The sequence below is a fragment of the Sutcliffiella halmapala genome (assembly GCF_002019665.1).
Taxonomy (GTDB): domain Bacteria; phylum Bacillota; class Bacilli; order Bacillales; family Bacillaceae_I; genus Sutcliffiella_A; species Sutcliffiella_A halmapala.
This window is the reverse complement of sequence record NZ_KV917375.1, coordinates 2,536,967-2,553,602: the sequence shown is the minus strand read 5'-3', so window position 1 is coordinate 2,553,602 and position 16,636 is coordinate 2,536,967. Positions and strand designations below refer to the sequence as shown.

At 35.0% G+C, this 16,636-nt stretch carries 20 protein-coding genes; 15 read left to right on the top strand and 5 right to left on the bottom strand.

The features are described 5' to 3' along the window. Window positions 1-27 precede the first annotated feature (27 nt). Complete coding sequence (locus tag BK580_RS12505; RefSeq protein ID WP_078380668.1) at window positions 28-648, top strand: GyrI-like domain-containing protein; 621 nt, start codon at window positions 28-30, stop codon at window positions 646-648. A 32-nt stretch (window positions 649-680) separates the two neighbouring features. Here the strand turns inward: BK580_RS12505 and BK580_RS12500 are convergent, their stop codons facing one another. Continuing rightward, window positions 681-1,121, bottom strand: coding sequence for a cell wall hydrolase (locus BK580_RS12500; RefSeq protein ID WP_078380667.1), 441 nt, complete (start codon window positions 1,119-1,121; stop codon window positions 681-683). Between the two features lie 273 nt (window positions 1,122-1,394). Beyond that, a complete protein-coding gene (locus BK580_RS12495; protein WP_078380666.1) occupies window positions 1,395-1,610 on the bottom strand; it encodes a glycosyl transferase in 216 nt (71 codons plus the stop codon). A 411-nt stretch (window positions 1,611-2,021) separates the two neighbouring features. Between BK580_RS12495 and BK580_RS12490 the strand changes: the two genes are divergently transcribed. The 4 genes from BK580_RS12490 (at window position 2,022) to BK580_RS12475 (ending at window position 4,982) form a co-directional block, all read left to right on the top strand. Next, on the top strand, window positions 2,022-2,573 hold the full coding sequence (locus BK580_RS12490) for an RNA polymerase sigma factor (RefSeq protein ID WP_078380665.1): 552 nt from the start codon (window positions 2,022-2,024) through the stop codon (window positions 2,571-2,573). Beyond that, on the top strand, window positions 2,548-3,453 hold the full coding sequence (spoIIP, locus tag BK580_RS12485; RefSeq protein WP_169864963.1) for a stage II sporulation protein P: 906 nt from the start codon (window positions 2,548-2,550) through the stop codon (window positions 3,451-3,453). Before BK580_RS12490 ends, spoIIP begins: the two co-directional genes overlap by 26 nt. Before the next feature lie 262 nt (window positions 3,454-3,715). Then, entirely contained in the window at window positions 3,716-4,228 is a 513-nt protein-coding gene (locus tag BK580_RS12480; RefSeq protein WP_078380663.1) for a TlpA family protein disulfide reductase, read from the top strand. Between the two features lie 55 nt (window positions 4,229-4,283). Further along, window positions 4,284-4,982 (top strand): cytochrome c biogenesis CcdA family protein, encoded by a 699-nt coding sequence (locus BK580_RS12475; RefSeq protein ID WP_078380662.1) that lies wholly within the window; start codon window positions 4,284-4,286, stop codon window positions 4,980-4,982. 89 nt (window positions 4,983-5,071) lie between these two features. Here BK580_RS12475 and BK580_RS12470 read toward each other — a convergent pair whose 3' ends face one another. Then, complete coding sequence (locus tag BK580_RS12470) at window positions 5,072-5,842, bottom strand: hypothetical protein (RefSeq protein WP_078380661.1); 771 nt, start codon at window positions 5,840-5,842, stop codon at window positions 5,072-5,074. 484 nt (window positions 5,843-6,326) lie between these two features. Between BK580_RS12470 and BK580_RS12465 the strand changes: the two genes are divergently transcribed. The 5 genes from BK580_RS12465 (at window position 6,327) to BK580_RS12445 (ending at window position 9,202) form a co-directional block, all read left to right on the top strand. Further along, window positions 6,327-6,494, top strand: a complete 168-nt coding sequence (locus BK580_RS12465) for a Fe3+ hydroxamate ABC transporter substrate-binding protein (protein ID WP_078380660.1) — start codon at window positions 6,327-6,329, stop codon at window positions 6,492-6,494. Window positions 6,495-6,529: 35 nt separating this feature from the next. Further along, entirely contained in the window at window positions 6,530-7,255 is a 726-nt protein-coding gene (locus BK580_RS12460; protein ID WP_078380659.1) for an alpha/beta fold hydrolase, read from the top strand. 138 nt (window positions 7,256-7,393) lie between these two features. Continuing rightward, a complete protein-coding gene (locus BK580_RS12455) occupies window positions 7,394-7,723 on the top strand; it encodes a hypothetical protein (RefSeq protein ID WP_078380658.1) in 330 nt (109 codons plus the stop codon). Window positions 7,724-7,828: 105 nt separating this feature from the next. Next, window positions 7,829-8,713 carry a hypothetical protein gene (locus tag BK580_RS12450; RefSeq protein WP_078380657.1) on the top strand — a complete coding sequence of 295 codons (885 nt, stop codon included), beginning with the start codon at window positions 7,829-7,831 and terminating at the stop codon, window positions 8,711-8,713. Window positions 8,714-8,782: 69 nt separating this feature from the next. After that, on the top strand, window positions 8,783-9,202 hold the full coding sequence (locus BK580_RS12445) for a VOC family protein (RefSeq protein WP_078380656.1): 420 nt from the start codon (window positions 8,783-8,785) through the stop codon (window positions 9,200-9,202). A 209-nt stretch (window positions 9,203-9,411) separates the two neighbouring features. Here BK580_RS12445 and BK580_RS12440 read toward each other — a convergent pair whose 3' ends face one another. Beyond that, a complete protein-coding gene (locus BK580_RS12440) occupies window positions 9,412-9,843 on the bottom strand; it encodes an NUDIX hydrolase (protein ID WP_078380655.1) in 432 nt (143 codons plus the stop codon). Between the two features lie 414 nt (window positions 9,844-10,257). Here BK580_RS12440 and BK580_RS12435 point away from each other — a divergent pair, with 414 nt between their 5' ends. After that, complete coding sequence (locus BK580_RS12435) at window positions 10,258-11,418, top strand: sensor histidine kinase (RefSeq protein ID WP_078380654.1); 1,161 nt, start codon at window positions 10,258-10,260, stop codon at window positions 11,416-11,418. Further along, a complete protein-coding gene (locus tag BK580_RS12430) occupies window positions 11,396-12,028 on the top strand; it encodes a response regulator (protein ID WP_078380653.1) in 633 nt (210 codons plus the stop codon). Before BK580_RS12435 ends, BK580_RS12430 begins: the two co-directional genes overlap by 23 nt. A 119-nt stretch (window positions 12,029-12,147) precedes the next feature. Here the strand turns inward: BK580_RS12430 and BK580_RS12425 are convergent, their stop codons facing one another. Beyond that, window positions 12,148-12,699, bottom strand: a complete 552-nt coding sequence (locus BK580_RS12425; RefSeq protein ID WP_078380652.1) for a GNAT family N-acetyltransferase — start codon at window positions 12,697-12,699, stop codon at window positions 12,148-12,150. A 521-nt stretch (window positions 12,700-13,220) separates the two neighbouring features. Here BK580_RS12425 and BK580_RS12420 point away from each other — a divergent pair. Genes BK580_RS12420 through BK580_RS12410 form a run of 3 tightly spaced genes read left to right on the top strand, consistent with a single transcriptional unit; the run spans window position 13,221 to window position 16,528 of the window. After that, window positions 13,221-14,153: an ABC transporter ATP-binding protein gene (locus tag BK580_RS12420; protein WP_078380651.1), complete on the top strand. Its 933-nt coding sequence runs from the start codon at window positions 13,221-13,223 to the stop codon at window positions 14,151-14,153. Window positions 14,154-14,168: 15 nt separating this feature from the next. Continuing rightward, entirely contained in the window at window positions 14,169-15,428 is a 1,260-nt protein-coding gene (locus BK580_RS12415) for an ABC transporter permease (RefSeq protein WP_078380650.1), read from the top strand. After that, on the top strand, window positions 15,428-16,528 hold the full coding sequence (locus BK580_RS12410; RefSeq protein ID WP_078380649.1) for an ABC transporter permease: 1,101 nt from the start codon (window positions 15,428-15,430) through the stop codon (window positions 16,526-16,528). Before BK580_RS12415 ends, BK580_RS12410 begins: the two co-directional genes overlap by 1 nt. Window positions 16,529-16,636 lie beyond the last annotated feature (108 nt).

Here is a 16,636-nt window from a genome sequence, read left to right as displayed (position 1 = left end):
AGACTAACTTAGTAAGGATGACAAACAATGAAAAAATTCGAATGGCGTAAAGAGTTAAAGGAACTTTATCTACCAAAGAATCAACCAACAGTGGTTGAAGTTCCTGCTATGCAATTCTTCACAATAGAAGGTAGTGGGAATCCGAATAGTGAAGGATTTAAAGAAAATATCGAAACTTTATATACTGTTTCGTACGCACTAAGAATGATGCCAAAAAAAGGAATAACACCTGAGGGATATTATGAATATACAGTTTTCCCTCTGGAGGGAATATGGGATTTAGATGAAGAAGGTCGGAAATTAGATTATTTAAGCAAGGACCATTTTGTGTTAATGATCAGACAACCGGATTTTGTAACAGAAGAGTTATTTCACACAGCTATACATATTGCAAAGTCAAAAAAGGCTGACCTCCTTCTAGAAAAAGTAAAATTTGAACAGATTGAGGAGGGGGTATGCGTCCAAGCTATGCATATTGGAAGTTATGATAACGAACCCGAAACTTTTGCTTTGATGGAAGAGTTCTGTAGGCAAAACAAACTCAAAAGATTAGAAAAAACACATAAAGAAATATATATTTCTGATGCGAGAAAAACAGCACCAGAAAAATTAAAAACGGTTCTGAGAGTTAAAGTTACTGAAATATGAAATCACCCCACACAATGTGTGAGGTGGTTTTTTTACCACCCATAAACACTTTCGCATGTATCGGCAATTGGTTCATAATAACAATGTTGTTTATATTGTCCTGCAAAAGGTTGATTGTACCACGTAGGTGGACACGGAGCATATGGATTGAAATACCAAAGGGAAAACTTTGAAGGGTGTTCTCTCCAATGGTCTAAGGTTTGCTTCGCTAATCTTTTTTCTACTTCTCTTGCTCTGTTATAAAAAATATTACCTTTTTGAACTGCTTCGAAGGAATAATTCCCTCCTTGTATTTGGAAAATGACGTCGTAAACGGATCTGACATCTCTAAAGTCCAAACAATCTGCTTTAACACGATTAACAATTACATTTCCAACCATTAACATTCCCTGTTTTCCTTCTCCTTCAGCTTCTGCCCTCATCATCCTTGCAACTAAAGCAACGTCACTATCTGTATATTTTACTCTTGCCATTTTTCATCACCTCTAATGAATTGTATGAAATAAACATATTTATAATGCAAATACTTTAATCTGCTTTATATGAATCCATTTTGGCTTCTTTTTATCTTTAAATAATAGGCTCTGTTAAAGTTCAATGTTGTTTTTTACTATGTTAAAAAAACCTCCGAATATATGGAGGTTTTTTACGTTATTATTAATGGTTTCTTCAACTAACGCTACCGTTAGTACAAGGTACAAGAAGCGGCTGCTCTTATTGAATTCTCACTCCAGTTAATGCAATAATTATCTTTTTTCTTTTAGTAAAGTAACTACTCCAATACTACACACCAAGGTACCAATTAACATCAATGAATGTATAAATCCGTTTAGAAGTGGTACAAATTCTCCAGTTAAATTCTGGTTTCGATACACGATATTAACTAGGCTGTACCCTAAAGGTGAACTGATCAGTAAGATAATAATCCCAAAAATAAAATATACCATTGCTTGCTTGTTCATCAATCATCCCCCTATTACAATTTAATTCTTCTGCTTGTTAGTTGAATAAAAATTATGATTATTTCGTGAATTTGGATAGCCTAAGTGTATCATATGTTTCCTTATTTGGTATCAATTTTCCTTTTATGATGAGGTCTTTTATAGTGACTTAGGTATTAACCTAATCAATCACCGCAAGTTCAAGTTAATGAAGAGGATTTTCATACATAATAAAGAATTTAATACTAGATGAAACCATCTGCTTCGCTTATCAAGCAAATTATTTCAATGTACTAGACCGTCGTAATTGATGGTTTTTTTATTGAGAACTTTGCTATCAAAATTCTTTCCTCAATAGAAAAGTAAAAACTTGTAACTTTTCCAAAAGCTTAAACGATTAATAAATGAAAACATAATTGAGGGGGAAAACAATTGCTTGATTTTGAAAACTTAGAAGACAGGATTAATGAAATCTATCGTCTCCACTATTTAGATGTGTATCGATTTCTAATTTGTTTTACTGGAAGTCAAAACGATGCAGAGGACTTGACTCAAGAAGTGTTTATTCGTGTATTGAATCATTTATCAAATTTTAATACAGGTAACTTAAAAACTTGGATTTTTTCAATAGCAAAGCATGTAGCAATTGATCACTATCGAAAGAAAAGATTTAGTTCCATTTTTTCAGAAGGATTTTTCAAACAAATTGTTTCCACTGAAATGGAACCTAATGAAATATTGGAACAAAATGAAATGAAAAAACTTGTGCACGTAGCATTATCCAAACTAAAACCAACTTTTAGAGCGGTCGTTATCCTAAGAGGTATTAACGAATTCTCCATTAAAGAGACATCTGAAATCCTTCAATGTAGCGAGTCAAAGGTCAAGGTTGATTTTCATAGAGCTTTAAAAGAACTTAAGAAGAAATTAAATATTAATGCAAAGGAGGTTCTTGGAAATGAAAACGGAAAAGGAATTATTTGACCTTATAAAAGAATCGCACCCACTTAATCCTAGACCAGAATTTGTATCGGATACATCGAGAAGACTTAGGCAAGCTGCAAGGAAAATAAACAGGAAAAGAAAAATTAAATACTTTTCGTTTGCTTCAACTAGTGTAGCAATATGTACTATTGCTTTGACATGGCTTATCTTTTTTAGCGGAACAGATGTGATCATCAAGAATTTCAACACCCTTAGTGAAGGTGGTTTAGCATCTTCTGTTAACGAACAGGATTCTTTAATATATATCTATCAATCACATAATGTAGAGTCATTTTTCACAGAAGCTAAAACGAAAGACCCTAGTAAAGCGATTCACGAAACAAATAATATTACTTTAGTAGGAGAGAGATTAAGCCAATCTTTGAAAAAGAGAGGTATTAATTCCATCCATGATACAACTAATGTAGCGGAAATTCTAAAAGAAAGAAGCTTACCGTATAGCGAAACGTATACTGTTTCAAGAGAGCCGTTACATGAAGCCTTAGAAAAACACAAGAGCATTAAAATGGTATTTGATATACACAGAGATTCAAGTAAAAGAAGTGATACTACTATTCATTTAAACGGAAAAGATTACCCAAGAATCGCATTAATAGTATCTCGATCAAGTATAAATTACGAAGAAAACATCAAATTTGCTGAACTTCTTCATGATAAATTGGAAGGCAAATATCCTCTCCTATCAAGAGGAGTCCAAGTTAAAGACAATCAACCAAACCAAAATACGTATAATCAGGACCTCTTAGGAAACTCAGTTTTACTTGAAATTGGTGGGGTTGATAATACGTTGCAGGAGGAATACAGAACAGCAGATATCCTTGCAGAGATTATTTATGAAATTCTTTCTAAAGAGAAATAATTTAAGATTTTAAATCTAATGGTGAACATAAGCGCAATATAATTTTAACCACCTTATAGATTAACAGGAAAACGTATTCCACACTGATACGCTCCCTTAAGGGAGCGTATCAGGATTAAGATATGTTTCTTTTTTGTGAAAAACATCTTGTGATCAAGGTGTTTTTTTGAAATAATTGGTATTAAGTAATGGAGAAGGATGTTAGTAATCTAAAAGAAATATACATAGGAATTTAGAGGAAATGAGGTTGGAAGAATAGAAGATGAAAAAAATACTTGGTATTTTGATTATTGTTTCATTAGTCATTACGGCTTTCTATTTGCATTTTACCGACCAAGAAAATATTGTTGCTGGTAATAGCCCTGGTGAATCTGCAATTGATTTTGAATTACAAACATTAGATAACATACCAACTAAACTATCTGGTTACAAAGGTAAGCCAATAATCCTTAATTTTTGGGCAACTTGGTGTGAGCCGTGTGAGAATGAAATGCCAGAATTAGATAGATTTCATCAAGAGTACTATGAGGATGTTGTGATCTTAGGTGTCAATATTACTAGTCAGGAAAGTAATGAACAGAGTGTCCGAAATTTTGTGAACGAATTAGATGTATCATTTCCCATTTTATTAGATACAGAAGGTGTTTTCAGGCATTACCAAGTCATAAATCTACCAACAACATACTTTATTGATTCAAATGGAATGATAGTAGACCGTTATGCTGGAGAATTAACATTCGAAATGTTAGAACAACTTAAAGTAAAACTTAAATGAATTAACTAAATAGAATTCTAGATTCACTAAAATTATTAATTATAAAGGGGTCATTATGCAAGATATTACGTTATGGTTAGCTTTTACAGGTGGATTACTTTCGTTTTTTTCACCGTGTTGTTTACCACTTTATCCAACCTTCATTTCTTATATTACTGGAATTTCAGTTTCTGACCTTAAGAAAAATGAACTGAAAATAAGAAGTGTAGTCTTAAAGCATTCAATTGCCTTTGTTTTAGGTTTTTCTATAGTATTTTATCTGCTAGGGTTTTCAGCTAGTTATTTTGGAAAGGTATTTATACAGTACAATGATTTATTTAGAATGTTAGGATCCATTTTTATCATTACGATGGGGTTATTTATGATTGGAATTTTTTCTCCAGAGTTTTTATTAAAGGAAAAGAGATTGCCTTTCGTTAAAAAGAGTGGAAATATTATTAACTCGTTCTTAGTAGGGTTAATTTTTGCAGCAGGGTGGACTCCGTGTATTGGTCCGATTTTTGGAGCTATTATATATGCCAATGTTCTTTATCCTAGTGAAACATTTATTAACATAACAGCTTTCTCTTTAGGCTTTGGCATTCCATTTATTATAATGGCATTATTTATTTCAAAAGTTAAGCTTTTAACTAAGTACTCTTCAGGTTTAATGAAATTAGGCGGAATATTAATGATAGTGATTGGGTTAATACTATTTTTTGATAAAATGTTTTATTTAAACATTTGGATGAATCGAATTTTAGAATTATTTTAATGATTGGTAAAAGACGAAACTCTCACTCAACTACAAGCGATTGCGGGATTAGAAAGGGAACTTCTGTAATTGGATGTTCCCTTAATTCATTATTCACTTGGTGAAGGTCTCTGTGGTCTAAATTCAATCTTGTTAGGACTATACTTAGTTCCATCCCAGAGATACTCTATTTCCAGTTCTCCAATACTACCGGAAGGAGAAATATAAACCACTGTCGTTCCATATAGAATTCCTTTTTCAATGCGATATTCTTCTACACCACCTGTAAATGGCTTTGGAAAATATGTTTTCGGATTATAGTCAAACTTTGAAACATCCACTTTGTATGTCTTTTTACCAATTGTAATGATTGCCATTTCACCCTCTTTTTCAAATTTAACAAGTCTTTTGACTACACTGCTGATGGGGTCAACTGATACTTCTTCAAATCTTTGATAAGGATCAACTTTTTGATGTAAGATATGGATGTCTTTTGTAGACAACCCAGTGCCAGAACCACTTATTAATACAACTATAATGTCTTTTAATTCATCCTTGTTTAAATCCTCATAAAATAAATCAGGAGAAAATTTATCATTATACCATTCTGGAAAATTGTATTGCAGTACGCTACTGCTACCACTAAGTCCGACTTGAATCGTAAAATTCTTATGAGCCATCGAATTGAATTTTTTTGCCAGTAAAAAAATGTTTTCATACCAAATATCTGAATGAACCATTGCTGTAACCACTTGATTATCTTCAAGATCCTTTTTGTGTTCACCAATATTTCTTACTTGATTAGCGTATATCTTGTTAATATCTCCTTGAAAAATCAGTAAAAAGAAAAGGAGGAGTAGAAGGAAAAAACGCTTATTCATTTTATCACCCAATTATTTTTCCAATAGTTTCTCCGGTCAAGTTCTATTTATTCTTTGGTCGGTTGTAAATAAAAAGGTTAGATGTTTTTTTAAATACTTAAAACTTATCATAAATATGGTTATTTAATTATTGGGAGCTTTGCTTGAATAAAATAGTTTATAAAAAATACTTTCAGCTTTATAAGAATGGAGAATTATTATGTTATTTGTTGGAATTGCAATTTTGCTAGTCTTATTTATCACTTCAAGCACAATTGAAAAAACTTTAAAATCTATTGAAAAGCAGAATGATCAGGTTATTGAGTTATTAAAGGAAATTAACAGAAAAAAATAGCGCTTGTGGAAATAAAATTGGTAATGATAATAACTGCAGTAGTAGATAAAAAGAGAGTATGAGGCGGAGTTTATAGTCGATTAATAAAGAAGCAAACTTATCTGTCGCTAGACTCGTATAGAAGGCAGAGGGGAAAAAGGAGGTAGAAAAATGTTCCGTATAAAACCTAAGTGTTCGATTTGTGATAAAGACATCAAAGCGGAAGAGAATGTATTTGTGAAAATGAAATATCCAAAAGGTAGAGGGATGACAGAAATCAAAGCTTACATTCAAAATGAAGGGAAAATCATCTGTGAAAGCTGCTATGAAATCAAATGAGATATTGGAAAGAAAACAAACCTAGGAGTGATAAGATGATCTTACATACTTCCATATTTGGCAATGGAGAAGCAATAGTTTTTTTACATACAGGTTTACAAACTGGATTAACAGATTTTGAGTATCAAAGAGAATATTTTAAACAGTATAATAAAGTAATACTTCCAGATTTACGTGGCCACGGACAATCAAAAACAGAGAAACTCGACAATTTTTTCGAGGATTCTGTTCTGGATTTAGTAGATACACTTAATAGCTTAGACGTTCCAACTGCTCATATTGTTGGTTGCTCCTTAGGGGGAATGATCGGGTTAATGTTTGCAAAACGTTTCCCTGAACGAGTAAAAAGTTTGACCATTTCTGGGGTAATTCCTGAAAAACCTGAGGATTGGGAAGTGATACAAGGAAAGGAAGCGGAAAAACTAGCAGGTCTTCTCCAAAATGAAGAATTAGGAAAGTACTTTGACTCTGTTCATTATTCGAACTGGAGAGAAATGCTTCAATTAACATTAGAGTCTGATTGGTACCCATTCCATGAAACAAAGGATGTTACAGCGATTAAAGTTCCTGTTTTATTTTTAGTTGGTGAAGGAAAAAAACATGAAGTAATCGGAGCAATAACATACCCGAAAGCAAATGAAAACATCCATGTCTCCGTAATACCATTTGCTTCCCACCTAGTGCATGCCGAGCAACCCCAATTATATACGAATATATTAGAAGTATTTCTAAAAAAGTATAATAACAACATCATAGATTGACAGCAAAAATAACTTCCACAATCAGACGCTTCCGTTTTATGGAAGTGATATTTCCGATTTAAAGAAAATGGTGCCAGGTTCCGCTTTAATACTTTATAGTAGCGTGGCGTTTGTAGTAAGTAATTAAGAGGAAGGGGAATGAGTATGAATAATAATCATTGTGAGGGTACGCCAGTAGTGGCCTGTAATTTGTTAGCATTTAAGCCAGAAGAAAGAATTCGTTATCAAGAGCTACGAAAGGAACTAATGGTGGATGCTTCGTTTGAGGAAATTCCAAATGGCTATGTGTTTTATTATCCTAATCAGTACTCAGCTTTAGTGAAAATTGCTGAATGGATTTCGTACGAAAATCGTTGTTGTCCATTTATACGTTTCTTTATCTATGTGAGCGGAGAAGCAGACTTGATTAAGGTGAAATTAACTGGTGATGAAGCAGTGAAGAATCTATTAAAGGAAGAATTTTTATAGAATTGAATATTTGAAATTAGTAAAAATCTGCGCCATCAACTGTTTCTCATGACCGAGTGCTTTTTTAAATGAAGATGAATGTTACTAATTAAGGAGGATCCTACGTTGAATGAAACATTAAAACAATTGTTTGAAGAAGACCAACATGATCTTCGTACAATGCGGTTTGATAGGGTAGATCGAGATAGGGAAAGAAGAAAAAAAGTTAAACAAGTTCTTGATAACGGTGGGGCAACAGTTGGAATAGATTTCATACATGCTGCTATTATCTATCAACACGGCGAGGCACAAGAAGATTGGTGGCAAGCTTATCAATTAAGTGTAAGAGCTGTTGAATTAGGTTTTAAGCCAAAATGGTTAGCTGCACTTGCGTTGGATAGATGGTTATTAAGTCAAGGATTGCCACTTAAATATGGAACTCAAGTAATTCCATTTGGTGGAGTGTATCGAATCCCCAAAATAGATCCGAATACAACAGATGATGAAAGAATTAAATGGGATGTTCCGTTGTTATCAGAACTATATTCTTTTCGAAATCTTCGAGGCTTTATGAACTATGAAATTGTTGGCGCATCCAAAAATGAAAATTTAAAAGTAAATGTGATCAGGCTAGAAAGACCTCCTGCACATACACCAGCACTTAGCGTCATTCCATGTGGTATCACAGATGATAATCGGTCAATTTTTGAAAACCCCTTCGGTTGGCAATGGGTAGAAAATAGCGAAGGAACTTTTGATTTAGGGTGGCTACTCATGCCAAATGTCTCTGAATTAGCACATGCAGTGGTTGATGAAGGCACACCAATTATTGAAAAAGTAACTTTGAAAGATCAAGTATGTATTTTAATTAACTATAATGAGAGTAAAACACTTTATACTAGAAGTAATAACGGGGTATGGGCGATAACAGGGTTCGATTATCATAATGTAATTGAAAAGGCTCTTAGTTTATTAGGAAGATCTTCATCTATATGTAGAGATAATAGGTAGATTAGGCAAAAAAAATTTGAAACATAAAAATGAATTATTAATATATTACAAAATTTGGAGGGATTTTTAGTGAACGAGAAATTATTAAGGGTTGGAACTACATACATTCCAGTAACTAATGTTGATCTTTCGTCTAATTGGTATGTCAATAAATTGGGAGCAGAGTTAAGCTATAAAGATGAAGACAAAGCAATTTTAAATCTTGCAAATCAAAGTATCTTCCTTGTGAATTCAAACGAAAATCAAAGTTCTAACTTCATTGATATCTATGGTAAAGAGCGCTTTTCTTTAACATTTGAAGTTAATGGATTAGACGCTTTAAAAGCATTACATAGTGAATTCAAGAAAAATGAGATTAATGTGGGAAATATTGAAAATAGAGGACACTCAGGAAGGAATTTTGTCTTTTCAGATATAGATGGAAATAAATTTGATGTCTGGAGTGAACTAAGTCCAATTTTCAAAGAAAAGTATTTTATTTCTAATTAATCTAAAACCCTTTACTAAAGGTAAGTACATCGAAATTATTAAGCGTGAGGCAGAGAGTTTAATAGGGAATAAAGAAAATAACCCAGGGTGAAGTTAAACATCCTATGTTAATTGTTAGTGTTGGTTTTTTATACAAAGCAAGGGAGCTCCGTAATTGTCTTGGAGTTCCCTTGCTTAACTAAATCCCTCTATAATGGAGTATAGTATCATTAAAATTCAATATAAAAAGGTTGTGTGTCTTCATTTAAACTGTATTCAATTCTTTGTCTAAAATTCATAAAAGTTACCATTTCTAAGGCTTGCTCAATAGGATAGAACCCTACTTCCAAACTTTCTGCTGAAGTAGTTAATATGCCTCCAACTGGCTGAGCTAAAAACAACGTATTGCATATTGAATCGTTCACATTTTGGAAGATTCCACAAAATTTTAAAACCTCAATATCAATCCCTGTTTCCTCTTTAGTTTCCCTTATTGCCGCATCTCTCAAAGACTCTCCTTCTTCAACTTGTCCACCTGGCATTTCCCAACCTCTTCTAGGTCCCTTGATTAATAGTATTTCCCTTTGTTCATTCAATACAATAGTTGCTGCTGAGACTATATGTTTTGGCGGTGAGTATATATTTTGTGTGCTTTGTTCCAATTGACTTCCCCATTTCTGCGAATTTAATGTTCTTTAACGTAATTCGCTAATCATTTAGAAAATTTCGATAACCTAATTTTATCATAGGCATCATTCGTTGAGTACAGGTAGCTTCAACAATCATCTCACTCTCGTACATTTTTACATATTATAGAAGAATTAAAAAAACTAGATTTGCTCGTTACTCATATTGGTCTAAATTCTCGATATTTACTTATGTTAAAATTAGAATAGAGATTGTTAGAAAATTGTACAAAAAGTTACATAAGTATGTGACAAGGAGCCCAGAATACAATACTCCAAATGAAGAAGAAGTGAAGTAACAAAACGTTAAAAAACAACTTTTGTAGGTGTTTATTCAAAAGCGCTTTAATCCTATATAGAAGCGCGGGTCAGGCACCAGAAAGGAAATTTATGAAACTGTACTGGATATGGCTTTTATTCAACACTGTTCCTTGGCTGTTTGCTTTTGTGTTTTTTACAGGGAGTATGGAAGAGATCATGTGGCGATTAGTTGGTGTTGCGGTATTTTTCGTCGTATTTTTTATTATGCCACTTGTTGATAGACGACCGGTTGTTGTGATGAGTTTACTAAGTATCAATGTATGCATGATGATTATCACGCTATATCCCTTAGAAGCTCAAGGCTTTAATCCCTTTTTACTGCTTCTAATAGCATTGCTAATTGCGGAAGCATTTTATCGCTTATCCATTCGACATGCGAGTATTGTAGGGGGAGTCAGTGTAGTTGGAGTATTGGTTACAATGGTCAGCACAGAGCTTTCTGCTTGGGAGTTTACGTTTATAACGATCTATTTTATTTTGCTCGTTGCTGGCGTCATTATTTATAAACTAACGAAGGAAGGCAAGGATGGACTTGCTGCACGATATGATGCACTTTTGAGTGAATATCGAGAATTAAAAAGGCGTCTGGTCTCTGATGAAGAAGTGGCTAGGCAGGAAGAACGAATGCTAATTGGGCATGAAATTCATGATTCGGTCGGTCATAAGTTAACTGCGCTTCTGATGCAATTGGAAGTATTTCGATTAAAAGCCTCTGAACGGGATATAGGACAGGTTGAATCGTTGAAGGCTCTTGCAAATCAGAGTTTAGAAGAAACGAGAAGTGCTGTGAAGATGTTAAAAAGAAGTGATGTTGGTGGGCTTCCCGGGGTTTTACGATTAATTCGAAAATTGGAAACGGAAAGCTTTATCCGTATCCAATTTACTGTGAAGTCTGGTGCATTTGCGGCCCCACTCACTGGGGAGCAGTCTTTTATTATTTATCGATCGGTCCAGGAAGCTTTAACGAATATAATGAAGCATAGTAATGCTAGGGCGGCTGAGATTACGTTTGACGCTCCAGGTGGAAGTATCTTTCGTTTTGAAATAAGTAATCCCGTTAAAAATAACAATCGTTTTCAAGAAGGCTTTGGCCTCTCATCTATGCGAGAGAGACTCGAAAAAATCGGTGGACAATTGGATGTACAAAGAACGACAGAGAAGTTTATTGTAAGCGGCTATATAAAATTATTCAACGTGGAGGAACATAATGATTCGGATACTACTAGCTGAAGATCAAGTGATGGTTCGGCAAGGGTTAAAAATGATGATAGAAACAGATGACGAAATAAAAGTAACCGGGGAAGCAAGCAACGGCAAGGAAGCAGTTGATCTCTGTGAAAAGCAGGCATTTGATATTATTATTTTAGACATACGGATGCCTGTTATGGACGGTATCGAGGCAGCAAAAATCATTCGATCCCGTTGGAAGGATTCCAAAATTTTGATTTTAACGACGTTTGATGATAACCAATATGTAATGGATGCGTTAAAAATTGGTGTCAGCGGCTATCTACTTAAAAATGCCGATACAGAATCGTTGGTCCGCTCGATTCGAAGTGCGTTGAGTGGAGGATTACCAGTCGAGGATCAAGTTGCAGCAAAGGTTATGCCTCTGTTACTCCAAAAACAAGAAGAAAAACGTGCTGATCCTTCCCTTAGTCCGCGTGATCGAGCTATTTTAACGTGCATTGGAGAAGGGCTAAGTAATAATGAAATAGCAGAAAGAATGGGTTTATCTGTAGGAACCGTGAAAAATAATACAAGTCAGCTCTTAACTAAGTTAGGGCTAAGAGATCGAACGCAACTTGCCATCTACGCAATTCGTCATAATCTAGTTTAATCATTCATTAAAAGAATGGTAAGTTAACGAGTAATTAATAAGCGTATTCGAAATGATACTCGAATACGCTTATTTTTTCGTATGGTGCACAGCCTCCATAGGTTGATTTTGCATGTTACTTACTCATCCTTTTCATTAATAATTCCATACAGCACTAAATCTAAATATTTCCTGTCTTTTATGACATGCTCCTTTAAAATCCCTTCTTTTTTCATACCAAGCTTCTCCATAACTTTTCCTGAAGCAGGGTTCGTAGGAAAATATCGTGCAAATACTTTGTGCAGTTTCTTTTCTTCAAAGGCAAATTGTATAATCGCCTCTGCTGCTTCTGTCGCATAGCCCTTTCCCCAATATGACTCACCAATCCAATAAGCTATTTCCCCGTGGTTAAAATGTTTATTATTGGATAATACAATTGCTCCAAATAGCTCGCCAGATTCCTTATCTGTTATCGCCAACTCATAATTTTTATCCGCTATAAAATTATCATAATGGTGCTCCATCCACGACAAAGCATCATTTAAACTATACGGATAAGCTAGGTACAATGTATTTTTGTAAAGATTATAGTTATTGCAAAGCTTCGCAACCGCTGCCGCATCAGTTGTTTGAAACAATCGAAGGACAAGCCTTTCCGTCGTAATCATTAACTTCTCACGAACATATCCCATTCTACTCGACTCCCTATATTTACTATTAGACCAATAGATAATTATTCTACAAAAACTCCTAAAAACCTTGTTAAGCAATTATCTTTCTTATCATAAAGGTATAGTCACGATTGTTACTTCCAATTATGAACAGCATCTTTACCAGCTACTTAGTTAATTTCAGGGGAGACCTTCACGCAAAGAAATTAGCACCATTATTTATGAAAAAGTCGAAAGCTATTGTAGAACCCGTCTCCCCTGTAGATTGAAGTGGAAGGGGTGAGACTCCTGCGGGAAGTAGCGTTTTGTGGAGACCCCGCAGGCTGCAAAGCCGAGGAGGCTCCACAAGCGCCCCGCGGAAAGCGAACTCCTGCAGCGGAAATCTACAGGGCGTTTAACAAGTCTCTACATATTTTCTGGAAAAAATAAAACAAAAATGACTAAAGTCACGGCTAACAACCATGATAATGACCAGAGATAGTGGTGACACTGACTTTTTTTATGTAATCTTAAACTACCATCCAATAAAGGAGCGAACAAATATGATCGAAACGATAAAGCTAAGCAAAACCTACAAAGGAAAAAAAGCGGTTGATGAAATTAACATTTACTTAGACGAAGGGGAAGCGGTTGGTTTACTCGGGCCAAATGGTGCAGGGAAATCCACAACTATTTCCATGATTTCTTCCTTATTAAAGCCCTCATCTGGTGATGTAAAACTAAATGGCGACAGTACGATAAAAAATCCAGCAGAAATTCGAAAAGTGCTCGGAGTTGTACCACAGGAAATAGCTTTATATGAAGAGCTTTCAGCCTATGAAAATCTAAAGTTTTTCGGGGAAATTTATAAAGTGAAAAAAAGCATTTTAGAAGAGCGAATTCAGGACGTTCTTGAAATGGTCGGCTTGAAAGATCGACAAAAAGATCTTGTTAAAACATTTTCAGGTGGGATGAAAAGAAGGGTAAATATTGCCGCTGCTTTGTTGCATAATCCTAAAATCCTTATTTTGGATGAACCAACTGTCGGAATTGACCCTCAATCAAGAAACCATATTTTAGAAACGGTTCGAAAACTAAATGAAGAGAATGGGATGACGATTCTCTATACGAGTCACTACATGGAAGAAGTGGAGCAATTATGTAATCGCGTGTACATTATGGATCACGGGAAAGTCGTGGCATCAGGAAGTAAATCAGAGCTATTAAGTATTTTATCCAGTGAAGATACGATTCAAGTACAGCTGAGTGAAACGAGCGCTGAGCTTGTGGAGAAGATAAAATCCATGGAACATGTACGTCGCATAGATGAATCGGAGCAAGGGATTCGAATTGTTTCAAAAAAAGGCAGTAACATTCTAAGTGACTTAGTGCATGCCGCTGAAAGTGAAGGGATTCAAGTGACGAATTTTCATATGGAAACACCAAGTCTTGAGGATGTATTTCTACATTTAACTGGACGAACGTTAAGAGATTAGAGGAGGTAAAAGAAGATGGGCTCATTTTTTAGAAAAGATTTATTAGTCTTTTGGAGAGATCGAAAGGAAATACTCATTTCCTTACTAGTTCCGATTGTGATTATTATTGTCTTGACTTTTGCCTTCTCTGGTTTGATGGGTGAAGATGCAGAGACGATGGATATAAACGTTGGAATCGTTTTACAGGATGACGAATCTCTTGGACTGCAACAGTTCGAGGAAGTAATTCTAGCAATGGATTTGCCAGAGCAAGAAAAAGAAGCAATGACCGAACAGGCTGCTATGTTTTCACCAGTCGGGTTATTAAATGCGTTCCTTAACGATCCTGAACTAAGTGAATGGCTAAACACAAAGCAATTAAGTGCAGAAGAAGCGAAGCAGCTGGTGAAGAGTGGCGAGTTAGATGCTGTAATTAAGATCCCAGAAGGATATACGTATGATGTCCTTGGTCAAATAATATTAGGGGAATCTGCCAATACCTCACTTGCGATACAAATGGAAGAGCAATCCCTAGAATCCGATGTGCTCTATAACATTATGGAGCGTTACTTGGATACACTCAATTTTCAACTTGCCCTTTCTAGTGTGACGGATGGCGAAGCAATAGCTCCAATATTACCTCTTGGGGGAAGAGAAGTGATCGAAGGTATCGAGACATTAACGATATCTCAATATTTTACGCATGCGATGACTACCCTTTTTACGTTATTTATTGCGGCGACAGTTGCAATGAAGACTGTAACGGAAAAAAGAGAACGTGTTTTTAATCGAATTCTTTTAACGAATAGTAATCCAATTTCGTATTTAATGGGCAAAGTACTTTCTACCTTTTGTTTTGCTTGGCTTCAACTTATGATTATATTCAGCGTTTCACAATTACTGTTAAATGTTTTTCCTAGTAAATCAATGGAATTTTGGTTCGGAATCATCCTTATCATTACTTTCTTTTCAATGGCCGTAGCGGGCATGTCTGCCGTGTTCACGTTATTAACCTTGAAACTTCAAAACTCAGATGCAGCGAATGGTTTGTTCACTATGATTATTATGATGATGGCAGTTGTTGGCGGAAACTTCTTCCCAATCTATGGTCTTCCAGAATGGATCCAAAGAATTGGAGAATGGACGCCAAATGGATTAAGCCTATCCGTCTATATACAGTGGGTTCAATCTGGTGACTTAAGTTCATTAGTTATTCCGATGATAAAGCTTTTCCTGTTTTCTGTTGGTTGTATCATCATCGCAAGCCTAATGTTTCCTAAAAGGGGGAGGATCTAATGTTCCCAGTTTTTAAAGCGCAGTGGATGAAAGACAAGCGAAGTCCAATGACAGTTATTATGTTTTTCACACTTAGTATTGTGTTAACGATTGTTTTTAGTGATAGTAATTATAATCCTCAAACGCCGGTAGCTATTTTTAGCAGTGAAGCTAATGGTCGAGAAATCGAAGAAAAGTGGGAGCCTTTATTAAATAATAATGATGCTTTTCAGTTTGTCATTACAGATGAGGCAGTGGCTCGCGAGGATGTTTTAAAAGGAAAAACTGATAGTGCCATTAATTTGAAGGAAAATGATTATCAAATTATTGCAGCCGCGGAAATGCCATCCATTCAACTTGTTGAGCAGTATGTCCATTCGGTGTTTACCGCTGAAGCTTTACTAGAAGCTGCTGCTTCAGAAAATATCGAGAAAATTAGAAGTGACGTAGAGGTTTACTTGGATAATGCTCCATTTAAAATGGTAACCGAGTCACTTGATGGCGGAGTAGTTTCACAGCATAATATGGGGATTCAATTGCTATTTGGTTTTACACTCTTTATGGCCATGTTTACGATTGGATTTAAGGTCAATGGTGTGATGGTAGATAAGGTTAGTGGTGTGTGGAATCGAATGATCCTCTCTCCTGTAACGAAGACAGGGATGTATACGGGACATTTGCTGTATAGTTTCTTCATTGGTTTTTTACAATTGTTAGTAGTTCTCTTAGTATTTACTTCTATATTCCAATATAATTTGGGCGATAATTTTGGCTTGATTCTCGTGATTGCTGCCGTTTATACGCTAAGTACGGTTAGCATGGCAATGTTATTTACGGGCTTTGTAAAAACGCCGGAGCAATTTAATATCGTCTATTCATCTGTAATCCCTATTCTTCCGCTTTTAAGTGGAGTGTATATGCCACCAGGAACTATCAGTAATACGGTTCTAATATTTATTGCTGATTTATTTCCTTTAAGTCATGCAATGGAAGCGATGATGAATGTTGCATTGTTTGGTGCAGGCTGGAATGAAATTGCTTTACCAATAGTTCTCATGATTTTAATTGGAGTTATTTGTATGGGGGTAGGGGTTAATTTAGTAGAGCGAAGAAATGATTAAGAAAGCTATACTACATGTATAACTAATGAATAATATAATGCACTAAATAATTGTAGTTGGAAGTATTTTCGCTTATTGAGTAAGTAGCGAAAATACTTCCATTTTTTT